The sequence below is a fragment of the Antarctobacter heliothermus genome (assembly GCF_900188425.1).
Classification (GTDB): Bacteria; Pseudomonadota; Alphaproteobacteria; order Rhodobacterales; family Rhodobacteraceae; genus Antarctobacter; species Antarctobacter heliothermus.
On sequence record NZ_FZON01000019.1, the window covers coordinates 50,718 to 75,787 of the forward strand.

At 63.6% G+C, this 25,070-nt stretch carries 24 protein-coding genes; 17 read left to right on the top strand and 7 right to left on the bottom strand.

What is annotated here, in order from left to right; genetic code table 11:
- Window positions 1-12: 12 nt before the first annotated feature.
- Entirely contained in the window at window positions 13-3,834 is a 3,822-nt protein-coding gene (locus CHB90_RS11715) for an efflux RND transporter permease subunit (protein ID WP_089278060.1), read from the bottom strand.
- Window positions 3,831-6,539, bottom strand: coding sequence for an efflux RND transporter periplasmic adaptor subunit (locus CHB90_RS26980; protein WP_245823229.1), 2,709 nt, complete (start codon window positions 6,537-6,539; stop codon window positions 3,831-3,833). Before CHB90_RS26980 ends, CHB90_RS11715 begins: the two co-directional genes overlap by 4 nt.
- Before the next feature lie 367 nt (window positions 6,540-6,906).
- On the opposite strand from CHB90_RS26980, the gene CHB90_RS11725 reads away from it, so the two are divergent.
- The 3 genes from CHB90_RS11725 to der all read left to right on the top strand — a co-directional run bounded on the left by CHB90_RS11725 (window position 6,907) and on the right by der (window position 10,673).
- On the top strand, window positions 6,907-7,563 hold the full coding sequence (locus tag CHB90_RS11725) for a hypothetical protein (protein WP_089278061.1): 657 nt from the start codon (window positions 6,907-6,909) through the stop codon (window positions 7,561-7,563).
- Between the two features lie 67 nt (window positions 7,564-7,630).
- Window positions 7,631-8,968 (top strand): PQQ-like beta-propeller repeat protein, encoded by a 1,338-nt coding sequence (locus tag CHB90_RS11730; RefSeq protein WP_089278062.1) that lies wholly within the window; start codon window positions 7,631-7,633, stop codon window positions 8,966-8,968.
- 232 nt (window positions 8,969-9,200) lie between these two features.
- Window positions 9,201-10,673 carry a ribosome biogenesis GTPase Der gene (gene der / locus CHB90_RS11735; RefSeq protein WP_089278082.1) on the top strand — a complete coding sequence of 491 codons (1,473 nt, stop codon included), beginning with the start codon at window positions 9,201-9,203 and terminating at the stop codon, window positions 10,671-10,673.
- Window positions 10,674-11,125: 452 nt separating this feature from the next.
- On the opposite strand, the gene CHB90_RS11740 is transcribed toward der, so the two are convergent.
- Together CHB90_RS11740 and serS are read right to left on the bottom strand one after the other, a co-directional pair.
- The gene (locus CHB90_RS11740; RefSeq protein ID WP_089278063.1) at window positions 11,126-11,827 is read right to left on the bottom strand and encodes a hypothetical protein; all 702 of its coding nucleotides are present in this window, start codon (window positions 11,825-11,827) and stop codon (window positions 11,126-11,128) included.
- Window positions 11,824-13,116: a serine--tRNA ligase gene (gene serS, locus CHB90_RS11745; protein WP_089278064.1), complete on the bottom strand. Its 1,293-nt coding sequence runs from the start codon at window positions 13,114-13,116 to the stop codon at window positions 11,824-11,826. The genes CHB90_RS11740 and serS overlap by 4 nt, the downstream gene beginning before the upstream one ends.
- Before the next feature lie 214 nt (window positions 13,117-13,330).
- Between serS and CHB90_RS11750 the strand changes: the two genes are divergently transcribed.
- Both CHB90_RS11750 and CHB90_RS11755 read left to right on the top strand, forming a co-directional pair.
- Window positions 13,331-13,627, top strand: a complete 297-nt coding sequence (locus CHB90_RS11750) for a calcium-binding protein (protein WP_089278065.1) — start codon at window positions 13,331-13,333, stop codon at window positions 13,625-13,627.
- Window positions 13,602-14,150: a calcium-binding protein gene (locus tag CHB90_RS11755; protein ID WP_089278066.1), complete on the top strand. Its 549-nt coding sequence runs from the start codon at window positions 13,602-13,604 to the stop codon at window positions 14,148-14,150. Before CHB90_RS11750 ends, CHB90_RS11755 begins: the two co-directional genes overlap by 26 nt.
- Before the next feature lie 4 nt (window positions 14,151-14,154).
- Here the strand turns inward: CHB90_RS11755 and CHB90_RS11760 are convergent, their stop codons facing one another.
- The gene (locus tag CHB90_RS11760; protein WP_089278067.1) at window positions 14,155-14,850 is read right to left on the bottom strand and encodes a trypsin-like serine peptidase; all 696 of its coding nucleotides are present in this window, start codon (window positions 14,848-14,850) and stop codon (window positions 14,155-14,157) included.
- Window positions 14,851-15,076: 226 nt separating this feature from the next.
- On the opposite strand from CHB90_RS11760, the gene yajC reads away from it, so the two are divergent.
- The 11 genes from yajC to CHB90_RS11815 all read left to right on the top strand — a co-directional run bounded on the left by yajC (window position 15,077) and on the right by CHB90_RS11815 (window position 22,964).
- Entirely contained in the window at window positions 15,077-15,364 is a 288-nt protein-coding gene (gene yajC / locus CHB90_RS11765; protein WP_089278068.1) for a preprotein translocase subunit YajC, read from the top strand.
- A 6-nt stretch (window positions 15,365-15,370) separates the two neighbouring features.
- On the top strand, window positions 15,371-17,035 hold the full coding sequence (gene secD / locus CHB90_RS11770) for a protein translocase subunit SecD (RefSeq protein WP_089278069.1): 1,665 nt from the start codon (window positions 15,371-15,373) through the stop codon (window positions 17,033-17,035).
- 17 nt (window positions 17,036-17,052) lie between these two features.
- On the top strand, window positions 17,053-18,021 hold the full coding sequence (secF, locus tag CHB90_RS11775) for a protein translocase subunit SecF (protein ID WP_089278070.1): 969 nt from the start codon (window positions 17,053-17,055) through the stop codon (window positions 18,019-18,021).
- Window positions 18,011-18,784, top strand: coding sequence for a sulfite exporter TauE/SafE family protein (locus tag CHB90_RS11780; protein ID WP_245823230.1), 774 nt, complete (start codon window positions 18,011-18,013; stop codon window positions 18,782-18,784). The genes secF and CHB90_RS11780 overlap by 11 nt, the downstream gene beginning before the upstream one ends.
- A gap of 9 nt (window positions 18,785-18,793) precedes the next feature.
- On the top strand, window positions 18,794-19,147 hold the full coding sequence (locus tag CHB90_RS11785) for an Mth938-like domain-containing protein (RefSeq protein WP_089278071.1): 354 nt from the start codon (window positions 18,794-18,796) through the stop codon (window positions 19,145-19,147).
- 106 nt (window positions 19,148-19,253) lie between these two features.
- A complete protein-coding gene (gene ccmA, locus CHB90_RS11790) occupies window positions 19,254-19,868 on the top strand; it encodes a heme ABC exporter ATP-binding protein CcmA (protein WP_089278072.1) in 615 nt (204 codons plus the stop codon).
- On the top strand, window positions 19,865-20,521 hold the full coding sequence (ccmB, locus tag CHB90_RS11795; protein WP_089278073.1) for a heme exporter protein CcmB: 657 nt from the start codon (window positions 19,865-19,867) through the stop codon (window positions 20,519-20,521). Before ccmA ends, ccmB begins: the two co-directional genes overlap by 4 nt.
- Window positions 20,522-20,590: 69 nt before the next feature.
- A complete protein-coding gene (gene ccmC, locus CHB90_RS11800; protein ID WP_089278074.1) occupies window positions 20,591-21,340 on the top strand; it encodes a heme ABC transporter permease CcmC in 750 nt (249 codons plus the stop codon).
- Window positions 21,337-21,492, top strand: coding sequence for a heme exporter protein CcmD (ccmD, locus tag CHB90_RS11805; RefSeq protein WP_170941049.1), 156 nt, complete (start codon window positions 21,337-21,339; stop codon window positions 21,490-21,492). Before ccmC ends, ccmD begins: the two co-directional genes overlap by 4 nt.
- Window positions 21,485-22,024: a DsbE family thiol:disulfide interchange protein gene (locus tag CHB90_RS11810; RefSeq protein WP_089278076.1), complete on the top strand. Its 540-nt coding sequence runs from the start codon at window positions 21,485-21,487 to the stop codon at window positions 22,022-22,024. The genes ccmD and CHB90_RS11810 overlap by 8 nt, the downstream gene beginning before the upstream one ends.
- A 97-nt stretch (window positions 22,025-22,121) precedes the next feature.
- Entirely contained in the window at window positions 22,122-22,964 is an 843-nt protein-coding gene (locus CHB90_RS11815) for a c-type cytochrome (RefSeq protein ID WP_089278077.1), read from the top strand.
- Window positions 22,965-22,985: 21 nt separating this feature from the next.
- Here CHB90_RS11815 and CHB90_RS27320 read toward each other — a convergent pair whose 3' ends face one another.
- Both CHB90_RS27320 and CHB90_RS11820 read right to left on the bottom strand, forming a co-directional pair.
- A complete protein-coding gene (locus tag CHB90_RS27320) occupies window positions 22,986-23,117 on the bottom strand; it encodes a hypothetical protein (protein WP_281256101.1) in 132 nt (43 codons plus the stop codon).
- Between the two features lie 400 nt (window positions 23,118-23,517).
- Window positions 23,518-24,432: a Hint domain-containing protein gene (locus CHB90_RS11820; RefSeq protein ID WP_245823231.1), complete on the bottom strand. Its 915-nt coding sequence runs from the start codon at window positions 24,430-24,432 to the stop codon at window positions 23,518-23,520.
- 384 nt (window positions 24,433-24,816) lie between these two features.
- On the opposite strand from CHB90_RS11820, the gene CHB90_RS11825 reads away from it, so the two are divergent.
- A partial coding sequence (locus tag CHB90_RS11825; protein WP_212591593.1) for a transposase occupies window positions 24,817-25,070 on the top strand: 254 nt, incomplete at its 3' end.

A 25,070-nucleotide genomic window follows, 5' to 3' on the forward strand; every position in this document is an offset into this window, starting at 1 on the left:
GGGCTTGGCCGATTATTCCGCTGCGCGCAGATCCGGTGACAGATCCTTTGGTGCCTCCGGGGCGTCTTCCCAAATAATTTCCGGCGATTGCACCCGCTTGGCGGCGCGGTTCAGCGCCCAGTCGCGGGCTGCCCGACTGCCGCGCCCAAAGCTCAGCCGGGCCAGCAGGCGGGCGAACCATTCGACATAGGTGGTAAACCAGACCCTGATCGCCAGCATGGCAGGGGTAAAGACCAGAGTCAGCACCGTCGCAATGCCCAGACCAAAGACCACCGCCGTGGCCAAGTTCTTCCACCAAAGCGCCGTGGGGCTGTCGATGGAATAGCCACCGCCAAAGAAATCGAGGCTCAGGCCCAGCATCATCGGCGTCAGGCCCGCCATCGTCGTGATGGTGGTCAGCAGCACGGGTCGCAACCGGTCCTGCGCGGTGCGCACGATCGCCTCGATCCGGGGCATGAAACGGGAATAGTCCTGATAGGTGTCGATCAGGACAATGTTGTTGTTCACCACGATCCCCGCCAGCGCCACGATCCCTGTGCCGGTCATGATGACGCTGAAATACTGATCCATCACCAGCATCCCGATCAGCACCCCAGTGGTCGACATGACCACCGCCAAAAGCACCAGCACCGCGTTGTAAAAGCTGTTGAACTGCGCCAGCAGGATGATGAACATCAGGAACAGGGCACCGCCAAAGGCCGACTGCAAGAAGGCCTGCGATTCCTCCTGGTCCTCCTGATCGCCGGTCCATTCCCATTCGATGCCGCTGGGCAGCGGGTTGGTGTCCAGCCAAGCGGTCAGAACCTCGATCCGTTCGGGGCCGGTCACCGGCACCGCCTTGAGCGGGGCGTGACCCTCTTGGGTCAGGGCCGCGTCAATTTCCGCCGGGGACAGGTCGGTGAGCCATCGGACGTCGGTGAAATATCGATGGTTCGGCCCCAGCAGCCATTCGTAAAATCCCGATGACCGACCAAAATCACGCTCCCATTCCGCCGTCGACACGTCCTGCGTTTCGGGGTCCATCTCGACCCCTGTCAGGAGCGGTTCAAAAACGGTCGTTTCGGTGCCATCCGGCGCGGTCGAGGTCACGTTCCAGCCGATCTCCATCAGCTTTTCACGCACCCCCGCCTTGACGTCAAAGTACCGCTTTTGATCGATGCGCTCGATTTCGGCGAGTTTGGCGACCGGCTCTCGGGTGATGAAATTGCTCAGCGGAACCAGACCGTCGGCAGTCCGCACCTTGAGGCTGTCCAGCGTCGACAGCACGCGGTCACTTTCCGGCAGGCGGACGCGGATTTCGATCTCGTCGTCCGATCCCTCGGGGGTGTAGCTGTCCAGCAGCACGCCGCGCGTCACCAGTTGCACCATCGCGCCCACGGTGGCCACGTCGGCCCCGTAGCGGCCGGCCTTTTCCACGTCCACGTCTATCTTCCAGTCGATGCCGGGCAGGGGGCGGGTGTCCTCGATCAGGGTCAGTCCCGGCGTTTCGCCAAACTTTGCGCGTACTGTCCCGGCGGCGTCCAGCAGGGCGTTCCAATCGTCGCCCTTGATCCGCAGATGGACCGGTTTGGCGCTGGCCGGGCCACGCGCCTGGGCGAGGATTTCGACCTCGATGCCGGGGATGCGTTCCAGCTTGCGGGTCAGATCGTCCAGGATGACGTCACCGTCCAGTTGCGCCAGCGGCACGCCAGTGTCGCGGGCGTAGGCCGGTCTGCCCTCCCAGGGAATGGTTTCGAACTGGACCTGTCCGATGGTGTCCTTGGGGGCAATCGCGCCGCCGGTGTTGTTGTCCAGCCCGCCTTCTCCGGCAAAGGAAAACGCGTTGAGGATGCCGGGGTGGTTCAGCACGATTTCCTCGGCCCGGCGGACAAGCGCGTCCTTTTCGGCCAGTCCCAGGTTGCCGCGTGCGCGGACATAGACGATGGCCTGTTCCGGCTCGCTCTCGACAAAGAAATCCACGCCGTTGTTGTTCTCACCGTAGTAGGTGAAGACGTTGACCACGAGGAAGATCACGGCGGCGACCGTGACCAGCGGCATGATCGGATTGCCGGCGATGAACTTGGTGAAATGGCCAAACAGCGACCGGCGGTTGCGGCCCTCGATGCGGCGCGGCGGACGGCGCAATTCGGCCGAGTCCATGACCACCGATGCGATCACCGCAAACAGCATGAAAACCACGACACCGGGAACGCGCGCGCCCCAGCCAGTGGCGTCGGTCTGCACCAGATAAGAGGGGTTCAGCACCATCATCGCACCGACAAACAGCCCCAGCAAGGCTAGCGGCACCAGCAGGATGCGCAGGCTCCAGTGCAGGCGCGCGCGCAGCCAGTTGCCTGCCCGGTGGACATTGCGGGAAAAGCGGCCCGACACGCCGCCCATGACCGGCAGATAGATCAGCGCGACCACCAGAGACGCGGACAAAACAAAGATCAGCGTGACCGGAAGCATCCCCATGAACTCACCCGCCACGCCGGGCCAGAACAGCATTGGCAGAAAGGCGCACAGCGTGGTCGCCGTGGACGATACCACCGGCCAGAACATCCGGTGCGCCGCCTCGACATAGGCATGCATCGGGCCGGTGCCCTCACTGATGCGCTTGTCCGCGTATTCGACCACCACCACGGCGCTGTCGACCAACATGCCCACCGCCAGAATGAGGCCGAACATCACGATGTTCGAAATCGTCACCCCCATCAACGCCAGCAACACGAAACACAGCATGAAACTGGTCGGAATGGCAAACCCCACCAACAGGGCGGGGCGCAAACCCAGCGAGGCCAGCACAACGATCATCACCAGCGCAATGGCGGTCAGCACCGACCCCTCCAGCTGGCCCACCATGCTGGCGACCTGTCGGCTCTGGTCGTTGGAGGTGCCCACGTCCAGCACGGCCCGCAGCTCTGGCGGCCAGTTTTCCTGCGCCGCCTCGATCACCGCCTGCACCTGCGTCACGGTGTCGATGATGTTGAACCCCTTGCGCTTGACCACTTGCAACGCAACGGTCTGGTCGCCGTTGAACCGCGCTGTGCCCTTGCGGTCCTCAAAGGTCAGGTTGATTGTGGCCAACTCGCCCAGCGTGACCACCCGGTCGCCGTTGACCTTGACCGGCAGATCATAAACGTCGCGCGGCTCGTCAAAACTGGACGGGATCTTGACCGAGAACGTGCCATTATCCGTCTCGACTTCGCCTGCGGCGATCAGCTGGTTGTTGTTCTGAACCACGCGGATCAGCTCATCCGCGGTGACGTTGTAGCTTTCCAGCCGCAGCGGGTCGATCACGACCTCCAGCATTTCGTCGCGACTGCCGGCGATACCGGCCTCCAGCACGGAATCCAGCCCCTCGACGCGGTCCTGCAGGTCCTTGGCGACCTGCGTCAGGGTGCGTTCGGGTACCGGGCCGGATAGGTTGACGATCAGGATCGGGAATTCGGAAAAGTTGATTTCGTTGATCGAGTATTTCTCTGCCCCGACGGGAAAGTTCCCCTCGGCGTTGTTCATTCCGTCGCGGACATCGGCGATGATTTTTGTCTTGTCCCAGCCAAATTCGAATTCCAGTGCCAGCCCGGCATAGCCTTCGGCGGCGGTGGCGGTCATGGCCTTCAAACCGTCAAGATCGGACAGTTCCGTTTCCATCGGTTTGACCAGCAGCTTTTCCGCGTCGGTGGCGGAAATGCCGGGAAAGGGAACCGAGACAAACAGCGCCGGGATCTCGATGTCGGGCTCACCCTCCTTTGGCAGCGACAGATAGGCATATGTCCCGGCGACAAGGCCAAGAATGATGAAGGCGATGATCATTCGGGCGCGGTCTGCGGCCCAGTCGATGATGCCGGTCATTGCAGGACGTCCTCATAGCTTGGGACAACCCGCACGCCGTTGGTCACGTATTCCTGCCCCACGGTGATCACGTTGATTTCGTCCGGCAGCCCGGTGATCCAGACACCTTCGCGGGTGTCGCGCAGGATTGAGATGTCCATCCACTGGACGCTGTCATCCGCCGTCACGGTCCGCACCCCCAACTTGCCCTGATCGTTCAGGGTCAGCGTGGATTGCGCCAGCAGATGCGCCTTGGCGCCCTCTGCCTCGATGGCGATTTCGGCGGTTTCGCCGTCGCGGATCGACAGATCGGCGTTGTCCACCGTCAGTTCGACCGCAAAGGTGCGGGTTGTCGGATCGGCGCTGCGTGAGACAAAGCTGACCTTGCCCTCGACCTTGCGTCCGTTGGTCAGGCGCGCGCCCGCCGGAGCACCCGTCTTGACGCGGGCCACGGTGGTTTCGGGGACATAGCCCACAAATTTCATCGGGTTGATCTGGATCACCGTGGCACAGGCCGACCCCGGCTGCATCAACGCGCCCAGTTCCGCCGTGTCGGTTTCCAGCAACCCGGCAAAGGGGGCGTGGATCTTCAGCCGCTCGATTTCCTTGCGCGCGGCGGCCACACCGGCCTCGGCGGACTGGATCGCGGCCAGTGCGCTTTCGCCGCCGGTCCGTGCCGACTGCACGCCTGCTTCGGCGCCTTCGAGTTGTGACTTGGCAGAGATCACCGCCGCCTTTGCGCCTTCGACCCCTGACAAGGCCGATGACACGGCGGCCTTGGCCCCCTGAAGCTGGCTCTCGGCGGTCTGGATCCCGGCCAGTGCGTTCTGGATCTGGCTTTCGGCGGCCTGAACCCCGGCTTTGGCGGTTTCGATCTGGCTGCGCGCGGTTGTGACACCGGCCTCTGCGTTGCGGATCTGGGTTTGCGCCGACTGGATCTGCGCCTTGGCCGAGACGATCTGCCCGCGCGCTGTCTGCACACCGGCGGCGGCGTTGTTGATCTGGCTTTTGGCGGACTGGATGTCGGCCCTTGCGGTTTCAAGCTGGCTGATGGCGGTTTTCACCCCGGCCAGTGCGTTCTGGATCTGGCTTTCGGCGGCCTTGATTCCGGCTTTGGCCGTCTGCACCTGGCTGCGCGCGGCCTGAACACCGGCGCGGGCGTTGACGATCTGCGCCTCGGCGGTCTGGATGCCGGCCTTGGCGTTTTCGATCTGTGTCTTGGCCGATTGCACGCCGGCCTTGGCGTTGTTGATCTGGCTTTCGGCAGAACGGACCGCCGCAATCGCGGTTTGCACCGCGCCGCGTGCCGCGTCGATCCCGGCGCGCGCGCCTTCGAGTTGCGATTTGGCGGCCTCGATGGCGGTGGCCGCTGTCTTGAGCCCTGCCAGTGCGGATTGTTCCTGCGCCTTGGCCGACTCAAAGGCGGCCTGCGACGCGGCCAGCCGGGTCTGCGCGGCAAAGCCGTCGCGGGCCAGTTCCTCAGACGCACGCAGGGTGATTTCGGCCTCGTTGATGCGGGCGCGGGCCTCCGTCAGGCGGGCCTGACTGGCGGGCACCTGCGCCTCTGCCTCGGCCAGCCGCGCCTCGGCGGCGGGTACCTGTGCCAGCGCTTCCTTGAGGCGGGCCTCGGAGGCCGGCAGTTGTGCCTTGGCCTCTGCCAGCCGCGCCTCTGCCTCGGGGACGCGGCTTTGCGCCTCGTCCAGGCGGGCAGCGGCCTCGGGGGCGCGGGCCTTGGCCTCTGCCAGCCGCGCTTGGGCCTCTGGCACGCGGGCCAGCGCCTCTTCCAGACGCGCTTCGGCCTCGGGCAGCTTGGCCTTGGCCTCTGCCAGCCGCGCCTCGGATTCGGGGACGCGTGCGCGGGCCTCTGCGAGCCGCGCTTCGGCGGCGGGCACTCCGGCCTCTGCCTCTGCCAGCCGCGCTTTGGCTTCGGGGACACGGGCCAGCGCCTCTTGCAGACGGGCCTCGGATTCGGGCAGCTTGGCTTCGGCCTCGGCGATGCGCGCCTCGGCTTCGGGGATACGCGCCAGCGCCTCTTCAAGCCGGGCCTGCGCCTCGGGCACCTTGGCCTTGGCCTCGGCCAGCCGGGCTTCGGATTCGGGGATGCGCGCCTTGGCTTCGATCAGGCGCGCCTCGGCGGCGGGAATACCGGCGCGCGCCTCTGCCAACTGCGCCTCGGCGGCGGGCACGGCGGCTTCGGCCTCCAAAATGCGGGCCTTGGCGGCGGGCACCTGCGCCTTGGCCTCGGCCAGCCGGGCGTTGGCCTCGGGCAGGCGTGCATTTGCCTCGGCCAACCGGGCCAGCGCCTCTTGCAGCGAGACATCGCGCGTTCCGGGGTCAATCTCGCACAGCAGTTGACCCGCCTCGACCATCGCGCCCTTGCGCAGCGGGTCCGACACGATCTTGCCGTTGGTTTCGGCGCGTACCTCCACTTGCCGGACGGCTTCTGTCTCGCCCCGCAGGATGACGGCGCTGTCGACCACCTGCGCGGTCGAGCGGCGCGCCATCACCCGCACAGCCCCCTTGGGAAGGGCGCTGTCCTCGGCACTCTCTGCCAACGGGGCCGGGTCCGGGCCGGGATCGCCGGACGCAGGGTCCGGATCCGTGACGCCCGGCTCACCCGCCAGTGCGGCCGGTGCAACTGCGCGGGCGAACCCGATCAGTCGATCCCGCTCCAGCACGACGCCGTAGAGCACCGCAGCAACGATGCAGGCAGTCAGGATCGACATGATGCGCATTTTTTCGTCCCCCCCGCACGGGGACAACCGGCCCCGGGCACGTCAAATTCGTTCTGTGCGGCGCTCTTGTGCCGCGTAGTCAACCGGTCACCTGAATAACGTGACCTGAACCGTTCGGTTTAGGTTTAGGGCGCTGTTTGGCTTGCTTCAAGCGCACCCTCGGCATTTGCAGGGGAAAACGGCGGTTTTTCGTCAATTGAATGTAGTTTTCAGCAACAATTGTGTCGGACGCACAGGATTACCCACCCGGACACGACTACACATGGCATGACGGGACCGTAGCGCAGGGGCGCCATCGCGACTTGGCACTGCGCGACGGTGCATGTAAGAGAGGGAAAACCGACCGGAGGGGGCCCGCGTGAGCGACGCTGACAGTTTCATCGACGAAGTGACCGAAGAGGTCAAACGCGACCGCTTGTTTGCGACGTTGCGCAAGTGGGGCTGGGTTGGCGTGGTGATCGTGCTTCTGATCGTCGGCGGCACCGCTTACCGCGAGTACCGCATTGCCTCAGAAGAGGCGCGCGCGCAGACTTTCGGAGACGGCATTCTGACCGCGCTTGAGGGTGAGGACGCGGCTGCCCGGATCGAAGCGCTGGCCAAGGTCGATGCGCCCACGTCCGGGGGGGCGGCGGTGCTTGCCCTGCTGACGGCCGCAGAAGAGGCCGGGGACGGCAACGATGCAGAGGCGGTTGCCCGCCTGCAAGCCGTGGCCGCCAACACAGAGATCCCGGCGATTTATCGCCAGATCGCCAGCTACAAGGCCCTGACCCGTGGTGCAGGTGTCCTGTCCGTGGAAGAACGCCGCACCGGGCTGGAGGCACTGGCCGTTCCCGGTCAGCCACTACGCCTTTTGGCCGAGGAACAACTGGCCTTGATCGAGATCGAAACTGGCGCGCGGGAGGCGGCACTGACGCGCCTGCAAGCGCTGGCCGAGGACAGCGAAGCAACGCAGGGCTTGCGCCGACGCGCCTCGCAACTGATTGTGGCACTGGGCGGGGACGCCCCGGCCAACTGAGCCCGCGACCGTGCGGAGCTGTTGACCGGGGGGACGGACCCCGGCAGGTGACGAAAGGGGCATTTTAATGCTGCGCAAGACCTCTCTGCTGTTCCCGCTGGCCGCGCTGGTGCTGGCTGGCTGCGCCGATCGCGAACCGATCCTTCCGGGTGACCGGCTGAACGTCCGCGATGTTCTCAGCGGTGACTACGCCGAAGAGGGCACACCGGCCGAGGCCGCAGGTCCGCAGGCACGCGGCTTTTCTGCCCCCGCCACGGTGACAAATGCCGACTGGGCGCAAAGTCCGGTGTCGCCGCATGTGCGGGTCACCAACGCGACGCTTGGGGCGGCGCTCTCGCCGCTGTTCTCCGTGCCGATCGGCGCGGGCGACGGGCGCAAGACCCGGCTTAACGCCGATCCCATCGTGGCTGGTGGGCGTATCTATACCATGGACGCGAACCATCAGGTGCGCGCGACCTCGACCGCCGGTCAGGCGCTGTGGAGCAAGGTGCTGATCCCGCAGCGTGACAAGGCCCCCGAAGGGCAGGGCGGCGGACTGGCCTATGGCGACGGCAAGCTGTTTGTTTCTTCCGGTTTTGGAATGTTGACTGCGCTGGACCCGGCAAGCGGCCAGATGTTGTGGGAACAGGATCTGAACAACACCGCCACGGGCGCGCCAAGCTATCGTGACGGTCTGGTCTATGTGATTTCCGGGGACAGCACGGCCTGGGCGATCGAGGCGGGGGATGGCCGGGTGCGCTGGCAATTCGACAGCGGCGACAACTTCAACAACATCGCCGGGGCTCCGGCGCCTGCGGTCAACGACAAATATGTGGTCTTTGCCTTCGGCACTGGCGCGGTCTCTGGTGCCTTCCGTCAGGGCGGACTGCGGGTCTGGAATGCCGAGCTGCTGGGCCGTCGTAACGGGTTCACCATTGCGGGCATCAACGATGTGACCGGCGATCCGGTGATTTCGGGGGATCGTGTCTATGCGGCCAACCACGCAGGTCGCTCTGTCGCGTTGTCGATCTACAACGGCGAACGTCTGTGGACTGCGAAACACGGCGCGCTGGGTCCGATGTGGCCGGCTGGCGATTCGGTGTTCTTTGTGACCGATCTGAATGAACTGGTGCGGCTGCACAGTGACACCGGGCAGGAAATCTGGAAACGCGATCTGCCGGGCTATGAACCCAAACGCAATCCGAACCGCCGTCGCGACGGGTCCTTTGCCAACCACGGACCTGTTTTGGCCGGCGGGCGGTTGATCGTGGCCAGTACGGACGGAAAGATTCGTGCCTTTAATCCGGTTGATGGCGCTCTGCTGCAGGAAGTTGCCATTCCCGGCGGTGCCACGACACGCCCCGTTGTGGCCGGAGGCACCTTGTATGTTGTCTCTCGCAAGGGTGTGTTGCACGCCTTTCGCTGACCTGTGATCCGCAAGTGATCTGATTGTGCGCGCCTGCGGCGCGCGCTTGATGTCTCGACCGGCGATCTTGCGGCCTTGGTCTCGGGCCGGGGCGTTGCCCTGACTGAGCAAATGCGTGCTGCGCGGTGTATTTCAGACTGGGGACATGCCGGACGCGCAGAGCCGCAATGGCGCCTCTTTCACTGGGCTGGAAAATGCGTTAAGCCGCGCTCTTGATCTTCGGAGCCGCTCCATGTCCTTCTCTCTAGCCATCGTCGGCCGCCCCAATGTGGGCAAGTCGACCCTGTTCAACCGCCTTGTGGGGCGGCGTCTTGCACTGGTCGATGACCAGCCGGGTGTGACCCGCGACCTGCGCGAAGGTGAGGCGCGGCTGGTGGATCTGCGGTTCACCGTGATCGACACCGCCGGTCTGGAGAACGAGACCGACGATTCGCTGCCCGCGCGGATGCGGCGACTGACCGAGCGTGCGGTGGACGCGGCGGATGTCTGCCTGTTCATGATCGACGCACGCGCCGGTATTCTGCCCGATGATCAGGTCTTTGCCGAGATTCTGCGCAAGCGGGCAAAGCATGTGATCCTGGCTGCCAACAAGGGCGAAGGATCGGCGGCGGATGCGGGCGTGATCGAGGCTTATTCATTGGGTCTGGGGGAGCCTGTCCGGCTGTCGGCCGAACACGGCGAGGGAATGCATGACCTGTACTCCATGCTGGTGCCTCTGGCGGATGCCTATGAGGAACGCGCCCAGGAGGAAGCCCCCGAGGTCGAGGTCACGCTGAGCGAAGAAGAGGCAGAAGCCGGCGAGACCGAACTGCGCAAGCCAACCGCCGACAAACCGTTGCAGATTGCCGTCGTGGGTCGCCCCAATGCGGGTAAGTCGACGCTGGTCAACGCGCTCCTCGGCGAGGATCGTCTGCTGACCGGGCCAGAGGCCGGGATCACCCGAGACGCGATTTCCGTCCAGATGGAGTGGAGCGGCGTGCCTGTGCGGATCTTTGACACCGCCGGAATGCGGCGTCGCGCGAAGGTTCAGGAAAAGCTGGAGAAGCTGTCGGTCTCTGACGGTATCCGCGCGGTGAAATTCGCCGAGGTTGTGGTGGTTCTGCTGGACGCGGCGATCCCGTTCGAGACCCAGGACCTCAAGATCGCCGATCTGGCCGAGCGTGAGGGGCGCGCGGTGGTGGTCGCGGTCAACAAGTGGGACATCGAGGACGAGAAGCAGGACAAGCTGCGCTGGCTGCGCGAGCAGTTTGAACATGTGCTGCCGCAGCTGCGTGGCGCGCCTTTGGTGACGGTTTCGGCCCGGACGGGCAAGGGGCTGGACAAGTTGCAGGCGGCGGTGATGAAGGCCTATGAGGTCTGGAACCGGCGTGTGCCGACAGCGCAACTGAACCGCTGGCTGGAGGGCATGGTGCAGAGGCATCCGCCCCCCGCGCCGCAGGGCCGCCGGATCAAGCTGCGTTACATGACGCAGGTCAAAACCCGGCCGCCGGGGTTTGTCGTGATGTGTTCGCATCCAGACAAGCTGCCCGAAAGCTATTCGCGGTATCTTGTGAACGCGCTACGCGAGGATTTCGACATGCCCGGCACGCCGATCCGGCTGACCATGCGCGGGCAGGGGGACAAGAACCCCTACAAGGGTCGCAAGAAACGGAATGCGGGTGCGTTGAAGAAACACCTCGGCAAGTTGCAGGCGAAGAAGGACTGACCGGACTGGGCGTGTTGTGACCAAGGGGCCGGGGGTGTCGGACGGGACTCGTCACGGCCCTGCGGACCGCAACATCGCCCGCCCGCCGACCCTGCCGCGTAACGCCCCTGGAGACGTGCCTGTGGAGACCTGCCTGTCGGCGCGTTGGACGCTTCCTGATTCACCAATGAACAGGCTTGCGGACTTCGGGGCGGCAGTCGCCCGGGGCAGGCGGTGGCCGGTATCGGGCGTGGCCAGTAGACCATATTCGGAGCTGTTCGCCGCCCGGTATCCTGGCGCACCCTTGGGTCCGGTCCTTTGGTCCGGGGCAGGGTGTCACGCGCGTGTGGTTCCCCTGAAAGACCTGCGCGCCGATTTGGTCGCGCGGTCCATGGGCGGTCAGGTTCATTTTGCCTGTCCGCACGGCGCCCAATTAGAGTGCGTCCCTTGACCGGGGCGTTGTCGGTGCGGTGTTACTCTGTATCGGTGGCGCGGACGCCTAGGATAGCGATCATGCCCACCAGGGCCAGCAAGGTGACAGCGGCGTTGAAGGGTTGCCAATTGGCCACGACCACACCCACCAGCGCCCAAATCACAGTGATGCCGTATTCCGGGGCGCGGTGCAGGCGGTACTGCACTGTCACCGAAAGCGCCATGCAGAGGGCAAGCGACAGCAGCGCCGCCGGGGTGGGAGGCATCCAGCCGTAGCCGCCAATCAGCACACCAAGCGCCACGCAGGCCGCAGCCGAAAGCCAGCCGGCGTAGACCGCCACCGGCCCCTGTTGCAGCCAGCGATCGGTGTCTCCGACACGGCCAAGGGCCACCAGCGCGCTGGCCAGCATGATCCAGATCAGCACCGTGGCCAAAACCGGGGAAAGCTGTGCCACGGGCAGCCAGATTGTCCCGACAGCGAGGCTGACGAAAAGCGGTTGGCGCATCGGCATCCAATCGATGTCGTCGCCGCGTCGGAGCAGACCAAAGCCTGTGCCGACAATCAGCCAGACATAGATCAGCCCCCAGATCGCAAAGGCATAGCCCGCTGGTTGCACTGGAGGGTCTTCGAGCGGCACGGGAAACTGCGAGGCCTCAAACCCGTTGAATCCCGGCGCGAGCCAGGGTGAGGCCGCAAAGCTGACTGCCGCAAGCAGACAGAGGAGGGCCCAGAGGCGGCTCATGCCAGGGTGCCCTCGGCGGTCAGGCGGGTGTGGCCGCGCAGGTAGGGATGCAGGGCCTCTGGAAGGTCGACCGACCCATCCGCCTGTTGGCCGTTTTCCAGCACGGCGATCAGGCAACGTCCCACAGCCAGACCGGATCCGTTCAGGGTATGTACAAATTCCGGCTTGCCGCCTTCGCCCGGTTTGAAGCGGGCATTCATGCGCCGGGCCTGAAAGTCACCGCAGACCGAGACAGAGCTGATCTCACGATAGGTGTTCTGACCGGGCAGCCAGACCTCGATGTCATGGGTGCGTTGCGCGCCGAAACCCATGTCGCCGGAACACAGCGCCACGGTGCGATAAGGCAGGCCCAGCCGTTCAAGGATACCCTGCGCGCAGCCGGTCATGCGGTCATGTTCCGCAAGGCTGTCTTGGGGTTTGGTGATCGAGACCATTTCGACCTTTTCGAACTGGTGCTGGCGCAGCATCCCGGCGGTGTCGCGGCCTGCGCTGCCTGCCTCGGACCTGAAGCATTGCGAATGGGCAACGTAGCGGCGGGGCAGGGTGCCCTCATCGACGACCAGACCATTGACGATATTGGTCAGTGTCACCTCGGAGGTGGGGATCAGCCACCAGCCATTGGTGGTCTCATAGCTGTCCTCGCCAAATTTCGGCAGTTGGCCGGTGCCATACATCATCTCCGGGCGGACAAGGACCGGGGTCCATGTCTCTGTCAGGCCGTTGTCCTCGACATGGGTGTCGAGCATGAACTGCGCCAGCGCCCGGTGGATGCGGGCCACGGCCCCCGAGAGAACGACAAAGCGTGCGCCGGACAGTTTGGCGGCGGTTTCAAAGTCCATGCCCGGTTTCACGCCGTCGAGGTCGTAGTGTTCCCTGGGCGCGAAATCAAAGTCGCGCGGCGTCCCCCAGCGGTGGATTTCGACATTGTCGTCCTCATCCGCGCCGTCCGGCACATCCGGGTGCGGCAGGTTGGGGATTCCCATGAGAAGGTCGGTCAGCTGGCTGTCCAGCGTCTTGGCCTTGTCCTGCATTTCGGCCACTTCGGCCTTTTTCTGACCGACGAGGGCGCGCAGGCGTTCAAATTCCGCCTCATCGCCGCTGGCCTTGGCGCGGCCTACGTCCTTGGAGGCGCGGTTCTGGTCTGCCTGCGCCTCTTCGGCGGCGGTGATCGCGGCCCGGCGGGCGGCGTCGAGGTCCAGCACGGATGACGACATCGGTTCCAGCCCACGGCGCGAGAGGGCCGCATCCCATGCGGCGGGATTTTCGCGAATGGCGCGGATGTCGTGCATCACTTCACTCCAAAGGTTGGTTGAGTCGGGGCGGTTATGCCCGATCTTGGGAAGGGAGTGTAGAGGGCAGGACCGGGGCGCTTTGTCATTCCGCCGGGTGACGCCCGTTTTGTCATCAATTTGGAAACGCTGTTTTTCTCGATGGTGGCGTATAGGTTGATTTGAATGCTTCGTACCTTTTGGGGATAGAGCGCGGCGATTTTGGTGAATGGTCATGGGTCTGGTTCTTTTGTTGATGTGCGGATTGGCCCTGACCATGATGCTTGGCGGCGACGGTGGCACCGAGGAAGGCGACGACGATTCTGGCAAGATCCGCGTCGATGAAGACAGCATTTACGGAACCGACAGGGACGACGTCATACAGGGCAGTGACGGGGATGACGTCATCCTGGCCGGTGACGGGGACAATGTGATCCGGGGCGGTGACGGCGACGACGAGATCTATTTCGGCGCGGGCAGCAACTTTGTTCGGGCCGGGGGCGGAGATGATTACATCTCTGGGGGGGTATGAGTTTGACGATGACTCTCACGACACCCTGTACGGTGGACCGGGGAATGACACGATCTATGGCGGCACCGGCACGGATGCGCTGTATGGCGGGCTGGGAAATGACAATCTTTACGGTGAGGTCGTCCCGGGAGACACCGCTGAAACGCCCGATCTGCTGGATGGTGGCTTTGGCGATGATACGGTCTGGGGCAGTGATGGCGACACGCTTGTCGGTGGTCCAGGTACGGATGCCTTTGGCGTCAGTTTTTCTGATGCCGATCAGGTGGTTCCCACGGTGATCGAGGATTTCGAAGAGGGAGAGGGTGTTGCCATCGTCAGCTACGACCCGGACTTCCTGCCCGGCGGGAGCAAACCGGAGGATCTGGCGGATGACTACCTGTCGTTGACCCAGACCAGTGAGGGCGTGTCGGTGTCCCTGTTGACAGAGACCGGGTCGCAAGAAGTGATGATGGTGTTGAACACGACAGTGGCGGAACTGGGCACCGCGTTGCACCTATTCGATCAGTCCCAACCGCCAGCATGAGGCCCTAGCGTCGGGAGAGTTGCTGTCTGGCCCAGTTGTCCAATGGGACCACCAGCGCCTCTTCGTCGCGGGTGACGGCAACGATGACGCCAACGATGCGGCGGGCCGCGCCGTCGCCAAAGAGCACCGGGCCGCCGCTTTGCCCCGGTTCAACCCGGCAGCCGATGCGCCAGATGCCATAGGCCTCGGACCCGTAACATAACGGTGTGACGGTCAGCCTGTGGGGCCGTGAGCGGCGATACCCCATCAGCGTCAGCGGACCGGGCAGGGCGGCGCTGCCTATGCGCAGGGGCGTGGGGGCCAGCGTCTCATCCAGATCAATGACGGCGATGTCGTGGCCCAGATCGAACCGACCACCGGAAAACGCCTGCGGGTGGACATGCACCGCCTTGATCCGCGCCGCGCCTTTGTGGCTGCTGCCGTCCCAGCCCGCGACAAAGACCATGTCGGTCAGGCGTTTGAGATAGCCGTCCTCTGGCCGGGTGACGCAATGGGCGGCGGTCAGCGCACGGTCGGGCGCGATCAGGGTCGCGGTACACATCTCGGTGATGCGGTAGCCGCCTGTGTTCAGGCGTCCGATGGCGGGCTCATCCTCGGCCCGCGCAGGGGGGGACAGACAGAACGCGAAACACAGACAGCCAAGGGCAAGCACGATCCTGTGGCCAAGCGCCGGGAAGGTTCTGGGCATGATTCTGGGCATAGTGCGCTCCGATCCGGCTTATCCGGGCGCTGAACCCGACCATTTGCCTGTGAGATCCCTCTGCGGGACAGGCCTGCATATTCCCCACACCTTGCCGCGACAAAGTCACCTTTACGTCAAAGCGGTTCAAGGCTCCGCCCCGCCTTGCATCTGTCCAGCGCCGCGCATAGGTTCCGGCCAGCTTTCGCGGGGGGTGCCCCGTCGTAATTCAACAGGAGCATCCCAAATGGACGCAAGCGCAATCGGCCAGTTTCTTCCGCTCATCCTGATCTTCGCGATCATGTATTTTCTGCTGATCCGTCCGCAGCAAAAGAAGATGAAACAGCATCAGAACATGGTCAACGCCGTTCGCCGTGGTGATCAGGTCGTGACCCAGGGCGGGTTGATCGGCAAAGTGGTCAAGGTCAAGGACGACAAGGAAATCGAAGTCGAGATTGCCGAGGGCGTCAAGGTTCGCGTGGTCAAGGCGACCATCGCGCAGGTTCTGTCGAAAACCGAACCAGCAGAAAGCTGATCCCCGATGCTGCAGGTCGAACTCTGGAAACGCGTGCTGATCTGGATGACCGTTGCGGTCGGCCTGATCCTTGCCACGCCAAACGTCTTTTACAACCGGGTGGAAACCCACAATGACGCCGTAAAGGCGATTGATGCAGGGTTCGACACGACCGAGAACCGGGCAACGGCGGCCACTTGGCCGTCGTTCCTGCCGTCGGGGCTGGTGAATCTGGGGCTGGACCTGCGCGGCGGCGCGCATCTGCTGGCCGAGGTTCAGGTTCAGGAGGTCTATGAGGCCCGCATGGAGGCGTTTTGGCCCGAAGTGCGCGATGTGTTGCGCGATGCGCGCGACACCGTGGGCACGATCCGGCTGCAACCGTCCCCTGACAAGGGGGAACTGCGGGTCAAGATCTCGGAACCCGGCGGCATGGACCGGGCGCTGGAACTGGTGCGCGGACTGGCGCAGCCGGTTGTTTCTCTGACCGGGGCCGGATCCACCGACATCGTCGTGCGGGGAGAGGACGACGTGATCGTCGTGTCCCTGTCCGAGGCCGAACAGCAGGCCATGGACAACCGCACCATGCAGCAAAGCCTTGAGATCATTCGTCGCCGCATCGACGAGGTCGGCACGCGTGAACCGACGATCCAGCGTCAGGGCTTTGACCGTATTCTGATCCAGGTGCCCGGCATCGGATCGGCTGCGGAACTCAAGGCCATCATCGGCACCACCGCGCAGCTGACCTTTCAGCCGGTGATCAGCCGCACCACGGATGCCAGCGAACGCCCGGGTGCGGGGAATGAACTGGTGCCTGCGCTGGACGATGAGGGCGTGTTTTACGTTCTGGAACAGGCCCCTGTCGTGACGGGGGAGGAGCTGACCAACGCGCAGCCCGCCTTTGACCAGAATGGCCGCCCGGCGGTGAATTTCAACTTCAACCCATCAGGCGCACGCAAGTTCGGCGACTATACCGCCAACAACATCGGCTCTCCGTTTGCCATCGTTCTGGACAACGAGGTGATCAGCGCCCCGGTCATCCAGAGCCATATTCCCGGCGGATCGGGCATCATCACCGGCAATTTCACGGTTGAGGAATCGACCCATCTGGCCGTTCTGCTGCGCGCCGGTGCACTGCCCGCCAAGATGGTGTTCCTTGAAGAACGCACAATCGGCCCGGAACTGGGGCAGGACAGCATCGACGCGGGCAAGGTCGCCACGATGGTGGCCTTTGTCGCGGTGCTGGTCTTTATGGCGCTCAGCTATGGCTTGTTCGGGCTCTTTGCCAATATCGCGCTGATCCTCAACATCGCGCTGATCTTTGGTCTGCTGTCGCTGATCGGCGCCACGCTGACATTGCCGGGAATCGCGGGGATCGTTTTGACCGTGGGTATGGCCGTTGACGCCAACGTGCTGGTGTTCGAACGCATCCGCGAGGAACTGCGCACCGCCAAGGGGCCTGCGCGGGCGATCGAACTGGGCTATGAAAAGGCGCTGTCGGCGATCATCGACGCGAACATCACCACCTTTATCACGGCGGTGATCCTTTATGTCATGGGCTCGGGTCCGGTGCGCGGCTTTGCCATCACGCTGGGCTTTGGCATCCTGACCTCTGTCTTCACTGCGATCTTTGTCACGCGGCTCTTGATCATCATCTGGTTCGAGCGTCGCCGTCCGAAAACCATCGAAGTATAAAGGGGGCTCGTCCTGACATGCGCCTGAAACTGGTTCCCGAACAGACAAAGTTCGATTTCTTCTCGCGTCCGGTCCTGTGGCTGGGCATATCGGCATTGCTGATGGTTGTGGCGATGGCCAGCTTTCTGATGCAGGGGCTAAACTATGGCATCGACTTTCGCGGCGGCACGACCATCCGCACCGAAAGCACGCAGGTTGTCGACGTGGGTGCCTATCGTGCCGCCCTTGGCGCGCTAGAGCTGGGCGATGTGGTGATCTCAGAAGTGTTCGACCCGAACTTTCGGGACGATCAGAACGTCGCCATGGTCCGCATCGGCGCGCAGGACGGCGAAGAGGCCGTCAGCACCGATGTGATCGAAGACGCGCGTCTGGCATTGGCCGCGGTGGCGCCGGACATCAAGTTCGTATCGGTCGAATCCGTTGGTCCCAAGGTTTCGGGAGAATTGATCCGAACAGCCGCCATCGCGGTGACCTTGGCCATCGGAGCGGTGCTGATCTATGTATGGCTGCGCTTTGAATGGCAGTTCGCCGTGGGCGCTGTGGTGGCCTTGGTGCATGACGTGGTGCTTACCATCGGCATCTTTTCAGAGCTTCAGATCCGGTTCGATCTGGCGATCATCGCGGCCTTGCTGACCATTGTCGGCTATTCGTTGAACGATACGGTGGTGGTGTTCGACCGGGTGCGTGAGAACCTGATCAAGTTCAAGTCGCTGACATTGAAAGACGTGCTGAACCTGTCGATCAACGAAACGCTGAGCCGGACCTTCATGACCTCTGTCACCACGCTGTTGGCGCTGATCGCGCTGTTCGTGCTGGGCGGGGACGTGATCCGCGGCTTTGTCTTTGCGATGATCTGGGGTGTGATCGTGGGCACCTATTCGTCGATCTTTGTCGCCTCGACCATCCTGATGCGTCTGGGGGTCAAGCGCGATTGGTCCAAGCCGGTGGACACCACCGGCAACCAGTTCGGCGACATTGACGCCTGATTTTTTCAACCTGGCCCCGGAGGGGCTGGGTTGGATTACCCCGGAGGGGCTGGGCTGGATCTTGGCCGCAGCCTTTGTCGGTGGCTTGGTGCGCGGCTTTTCCGGATTTGGTACGGCCATGGTGTTTTTGCCCGTGGCCGCGCCGTTCCTTGGCCCCTTCGGGGCCATCCTTGCCCTGACAATCATGGATCTTTTCGGGCCGCTGCCCAATCTGCGGCGGGCGTGGGGCGCGGTCGAGAAACCAGACCTGTGGCGTCTGCTGACCGGGTGTGCCCTGGCTCTGCCCGTCGGCTTGTGGGTGCTGACTCGCGTTCAGCCAGAGGTCTTTCGCTACGCTGTCAGCTTTGTGTCGCTGGGTATGGTTGCGGTGTTGCTGCTGGGATTGCGGTATCGCGGCACGGTGCGGCGCACGATGGTCGCGGTGATTGGTGCGGCTGCGGGACTGCTGGGCGGCGTTGCAGGTATTCCCGGCCCGGTTGTCATCCTGTTCTACATGTCGCGACCTCTGCCGGTGGCAGTGATCCGCGCCACGATCCTGCTGTTCCTGTTCTTTTTCGACATCCTTATTGTGGGCTACATGACTGGCATGGGTCGAGTCACAGTGCCGGGCGCGGCTCTGGGTCTGGTTCTGGCCGTGCCGAATGTGGCGGGCAACTGGCTGGGGGGCCGGCTGTTTTGCCCCGATCAGGAGCGACTGTATCGCGCGGCAGCCTATGTGATGATCGCGCTGGCGGCCTTGTCTGGCTTGCCGGTTTGGGGGTAGGAGAGGGCCATGCGACTGAATGAGATCACCTATACCAATGCCGTGCCTGTGGATGGCTACGGGCCGGGCTTTTTCCGCGTCGGCGGGGTGGCCCATATGGGGCCGTTGCTGGTCTGGGACCGGGGCCGCGCCGATTGGGGCGGTCTGGACGATGTCGAGACGCTGCTGAGCATGGCAGAGACGGTGGATGTCCTGTTCATTGGCACCGGGGCCGAGACGGCGCATCTACCCGCCGGTCTGCGCACGCGTCTGGAAGAGGCGGGACTGGGTATCGACGCAATGAATTCGCCCTCAGCCTGTCGCACCTACAACGTCTTGCTGAGCGAGGGGCGGCGGGTCGCGCTAGCCGCGCTTTCGGTCTGATCGGTCGGGGCGATTTTTCGTCGAAAAACCGTTTCATCGCGGGCATGGCGTCGCGGAGGCGGCTTGGCCCTTTTGCGGCGGCGCGGGCTGGGCTAAGCCCGGTGTCATGGATTTGACGGCAAGCAATCTGATGGTGGCGCGCGGCGGTGTGCCGGTTCTGGAGGGGGTCAGCTTTGCTCTGGCGCCCGGTCGGGCACTGGTGCTGCGCGGGCCAAACGGCGCGGGCAAGACCACGCTGTTGCGCACCGTGGCCGGATTGCAGCCCGCGTTGCAGGGTGAGGTGACTGGCGCAGGCGAACGCATCGCCTATGCTGGCCATGTGGACGGGCTGAAAACCATGTTGAGCGTGGGCGAGAACCTGGATTTCTGGGCGCGGGTCTTTGGCAATTCCGGCATCGACGCGGCGCTGGTGGCCTTCAACCTTGTGGCGTTGCAGGACCGGATGGCGGGGACGCTGTCGGCGGGGCAAAAGCGGCGGCTGGGGCTGGCGCGGTTGATGGTCACCGGGCGGTCGGTCTGGGTGCTGGATGAGCCGACGGTGTCGCTGGACACCGACTCGGTGGCGCTGTTTGCCGGTGCGGTGCGCGCGCATCTGGGGCAGGGCGGGTCGGCGTTGATGGCGACCCATATCGACCTGGGCATCCCCGAGGCGGACGTGTTTGACGTGGCGCCTTACCGCGCCAAACCGCGCGCGGCCGTTCAGGATGAGGCCTTTCTATGATCGCGTTGCTGACACGGGACCTGCGGCTGGCGGTGCGGGCGGGCGGTGGCTTTGGCCTTGGTCTTGCGTTTTTCCTGATTGTCACCGTGCTGGTCCCCTTTGCGGTCGGCCCGCAAACCGGGTTGCTGACGCAGATTGCGCCGGGCGTGTTGTGGATCGGCGCGCTGCTGGCCTGCCTGTTGTCGCTGGACCGGATCTTTGCGCTGGACTGGGAGGATGGCAGCCTCGACCTGCTGGCCACCGCGCCCTTGCCGATGGAGGGGATCGTCAGCGTCAAGGCGCTGGCCCACTGGATCACCACCGGCCTGCCGTTGGTGCTGGCCGCGCCGCTGCTGGGGGTGCTGCTGAACCTTGCCGGGCCGGGCTACCTGTGGCTGTTTGTCAGTCTGGCCCTTGGCACGCCCGCGCTGTCGGTGATCGGCACCTTTGGCGCGGCGCTGACCGTGGGGCTGAAACGCGGCGGGCTGTTGATGTCGCTTCTGGTTCTGCCGCTGTATGTCCCGACGCTGATATTCGGCGCAGAGGTGGCGCGGCGCGGGGCCGAGGGGCTGGCGGTGCAAACGCCGCTTCTGATGCTGGCGGGGATCAGTTTCGGGGTCACCGCCCTGCTGCCTTTTGCCAGCGCCGCTGTCCTGCGGATCAACCTGAGGTGAGCAGACCCGTGACGTATTGCGCCCGCGCGATATTTACGCTGTAACCCCGTGAAAGGGAGCCAAGACGCCATGTCGATCTGGGAATACGCCAATCCGGTCAAGTTCATCCGCACAGCGGACGTCCTTTTGCCCTGGGTGACACTGGCGGCAGTGATCTGTCTGGTCACCGGGCTGATCTGGGGATTTTTCTTTACGCCCGAGGATTACCGGCAGGGCTCTACGGTCAAGATCATCTATTTGCATGTGCCTGCTGCCATGATGGCGATCAACGCGTGGATGATGATGTTGATCGCCTCGCTGATCTGGATTGTGCGCCGCCACCATGTCAGCGCCTTGGCCGCCCGCGCCGCCGCCCCGATCGGGGCTGTCATGACGGTGATCGGCCTTGTCACCGGCGCGATCTGGGGGCAGCCGATGTGGGGGACGTGGTGGGCCTGGGATCCGCGCCTGACCGTGTTCCTGATCCTGTTCCTGTTCTACCTTGGCTACATGGCCCTGTGGGAGGCGATCGAAGACGACGACACCGCCGCCGACCTGACGTCGATCCTGTGCCTTGTGGGATCGGTCTTTGCAGTTCTCAGCCGCTACGCGGTGCAGTTCTGGAATCAGGGCCTGCATCAGGGATCATCGGTGCTGCGGGCGGGGGCCGTCACCGGCGCGGATACCGGCGAAAAGGTCAGCAACGTCTATTTCATGCCGCTGATGATCTCGGGCATTGGATTCGTCCTGCTGTTTGTGGCGCTGGTGCTGCTGCGCACCCAAACCGAAATCCGCGCCCGCCGGTCCCGCGCGCTATTGGCACGGGAGCGGATGGCATGATGCCGGAACTGGGGAAATACGCGGCCACTGTTCTGGCGTCTTACGGCGTGTCGATTGCGCTGTTGCTGTTGCTGGTGTTGGCCAGTGTCCGGCGCGCTCGTAAGGTGCGGGCAAATCTGGAACGCATCGAGGAGCGTCAGAGAAATGGCTAAATTCTCTCCGTTGATGATTGCGCCGCCGCTGATTTTTGCCGGGCTCGGGTTGTTGTTCTTCTTGGGACTGGGGCGCGATGGCAAGGACCGTCTCGATTCGATGTTCGAGGGCAAACCGGCCCCCGCGATGACCGAAGTGGCGTTGACCGGCTATGATCCCATCACGCCGGAGATGCTGGCCGGCGGTGAGGTGACTCTGGTCAACTTCTGGGCCAGCTGGTGCCCGCCGTGCCGCGCCGAACATCCTGTCCTGTTGCAGATGCAAAAAGACGGGCTGCGCATTGTCGGCGTCAACTTCAAGGATCAGGCGGCTAACGCGACCAAATATCTGGAGGATGACGGCAATCCCTTTGCCGCGGTGGCTTTTGACCCGGCAGGCCGCACGGCCATCGACTGGGGCGTGACCGGCCCGCCGGAGACCTTTATCCTGGATGGCGACGGCACAGTAGTTTTCAAGTTTGTCGGGCCGCTGGTTGGCACTGACTACCAACAACGTTTTGTACCCAAGCTGAACGAGGCACTGGGGCGCTGAAAAGATTTCCCTGAAAAACTCCTTTGGAACGCGCTATTCTTGGCCCGTTGTACGAGTCGATGCGGTTTCCAAAGAAGTTCTTTTCAGGGAGAGTGCGATGATTTTCAGATTGACGGGCCTGAGCCTTGTGCTGGCTGTTACCGGTGCAGTTGCCCATGCCGACCCAAGCCTTGACCGGGGGCGCTATCTTGTCGAAGGACCGGCAGGCTGCGGCAACTGCCATACGCCGATGGGGCCACAAGGCCCGGTGGCGGAACAAGCCCTGTCCGGGCGGTTTGTCGACAAGAATCCGGCCTTTACAGCCATTGCGCCCAACATCACGCCTGCGGGCGCAGCAGGCGGCTGGACCGACGCGGAACTGGCAAAAGCGATCCGCGAAGGGCTGCGCCCCGACGGATCGGTGATCGGGCCGCCGATGCCGTTCGCCATGTACCGCGGATTGTCAGACGACGACGTGATGAGCATGGTGATGTATCTGCGCACGGTGCCAGCGGTCGAGAATGATCCGGGCAAGAGCACCTACAACATCCCGCTGCCGCCCGCCTATGGCCCACCCATCGACAGCGTGCCGCACCCGGACGAAGGCGTCAGCGTCGCCTATGGTGCGTATCTTGCCGGGCCTGTGGCCCATTGCATGGAATGTCATACCCCGATGGGGGACAGGGGCCCGATGCTGGACACCCGGCTGGGGGCTGGCGGGTTTGAGTTTCATGGGCCGTGGGGCACGTCGGTGGCGGCGAACCTGACTTCGCATGAGGACGGTTTGGCGGTCTATTCAGACACAGAGCTGGCGGACATGATCATCAAGGGGCTGCGGCCAGACGGCGCGCAGATGATGCCGCCGATGCCCTATGGCTATCTGGCGCGGATGACCGATGACGATCTATCTGCCATCATCTTTTACCTGCGCAGCCTGCCACCGCTACCCGACGCAGGGTGAGGCCGCAGACGGGGTCTGCGATCAGAGATCGCAGGCCTCGACGGTTGCGGCGGGCGCCGCGCAATTGTGGTCGCCCGCATCCTGCCCGGCATAGGCGCCGATCACAGCCAGCATCAGCAAGGCCGCAGCCTGCAAAAGTGTTAGGGTTCTCATTGTCCTGCCTCATCCGTTCTTATGCCCAAGACATGGGGTCACAAGATTGATTTACAGGGGGAACCTGCGGGCGCGCAGGTCAGGAAAACCGTTAGTGTGGAGGATTTGCGCGGAAACCGGCATCTCTGCCCGTGAAATTGGCGGATCACTGCCAGCCGCCGTGCCGCCCGATCACGTCTCCGGTAAAACGCGCGGCCTTTTGTGACACTAGGCCAGTTCACAGGTGATGGCGGCGCGGATGCCGATAGAGACCTCCGCAATCCGAACCTGGGATCAGAGGCATGTTGGCAGCAGTCCTGGCGCAAGGCCGGTAAAGGGGCTGCCGTGGGACCAGTTGGCGGCCCCAAGACACTCGGCCCCAAGACACTCGGGCCCGGGGCACTCGGCCACGAGAGAGGGACTAAGCGGTCAGAGCCAGCTCATCATCCGCCGAATTATTCAGGCGCGCCCGGATCGTTTCTGGAACATGTCGGGCGCTGGAAATGCGCGGATGGGGCATTTCGGGGACGATCCGCTCACACCCGTACAGGGTGAGGTATTCGCCGTGGTTGTCAAACGCCGTGCGGCCCGCATAGTCGACAAAGGTTTCCGACGGCGCACCATTGGCGAGGATCACGTCATGCGCCTCAGTCTCGACATGGTAGACGGTGAACTGCTCGGGCAGATCGGCCATCGGCACCCAGTCGATGGTGTCGCGGTTGACCAGCGCCGAGGCATTGATCACCAGTCCGTCCTGCACCATGCCGTGATCGGCGGTCACGGTCAGGTCGCTGTGGGGCTGGTTGTTGCCAAAGGCTCCTACGCGGATGCGGACAAGCGCGGTTTTTGGCCCGACGAACCGGGTCTGCACAGTCTGACGCCCGATCCATTTGACGGGGACAGGTTTGCCCACAGCATTCAGGACGACCTCCCCGATTGTCAGGTCCTCGACCATGCTTTCGCCTGTCGGGGTGGCGATCCGGGTGCCCTCGGCAAAGCAAAGGGCAAACGCGCTGGTATCGGAGCCAAGCGAGGCGACCGTGGGGAACGTCGCCTCTGGAAGGTGGACACCAAACACGAAGGTCGTGCCTGAGGAATTCTCGAATATGGGATATGATTCCCCCATGTATTCAACTTGGCCCTGATAGATGACGCCTTGTGGGGGATTCGGCGCAAAGGTCATCTGGATGCCGCCCTCACCATCCGTGAATTGATTGTCGTCGATGGAACCATCGGACACCGTGATGGTATCATTCCATGTTGAATTTGCGTCGAAATCTCCGTCCGACCCGTAATTGGTGTATTGAACGATCGGGCTAAGTACATAGTCGGCCATGAATATAACTTTCTGTAAAACATATATGTTACTCGCCACTATGCGGGGCGGACTTTGTAAACTCAAGGTAAATGGACTGACGGTCGGCCTGGATCAGGGGAGGGTTAACCGCTCAACCGGACGACATATGGCGCGCTCTGGCCCTGTTGCGTCCGCTCGACATCCGGATGCCCTAGCTTTTGGCGTATCAGTTCCGGCAGCATCCGTTGGGCACTGATCCGGGGGAGGGGCATTTCGGGGATGATCCGCTCGACGCCGCAAAGGTCCAGATATTCTTGATCCCGGCTTATTCATCCAAATCAGGGGAAATAGCTGGCGTGCCCGCGAAAGCTTTGTAGAATCAAGCTGCTAGACAAAATCCGACAGCAGCCATCGGAGCACGCCATGGGTGAAACGCTACAGCCGGTCGCCACGAGCTTCAACAGGTCCCTGCGCGTCGAAAGCCGTGCCGAGCGGCTGACCGGTGATGCCGGTGCCGTGGTGCTGCGCGAGATCATGGAGCGCAGCGGCATCGTCGAATGGATGGTCCCGCAGCTGACCGATCCGCGGCGTCAGGAAGATGTCGTCCATGACCTCGGCTCGCTCATCCGGACCAGCGTGCTGCTCGCCGCCCAGGGTTGGCGCGACCATGACGACGC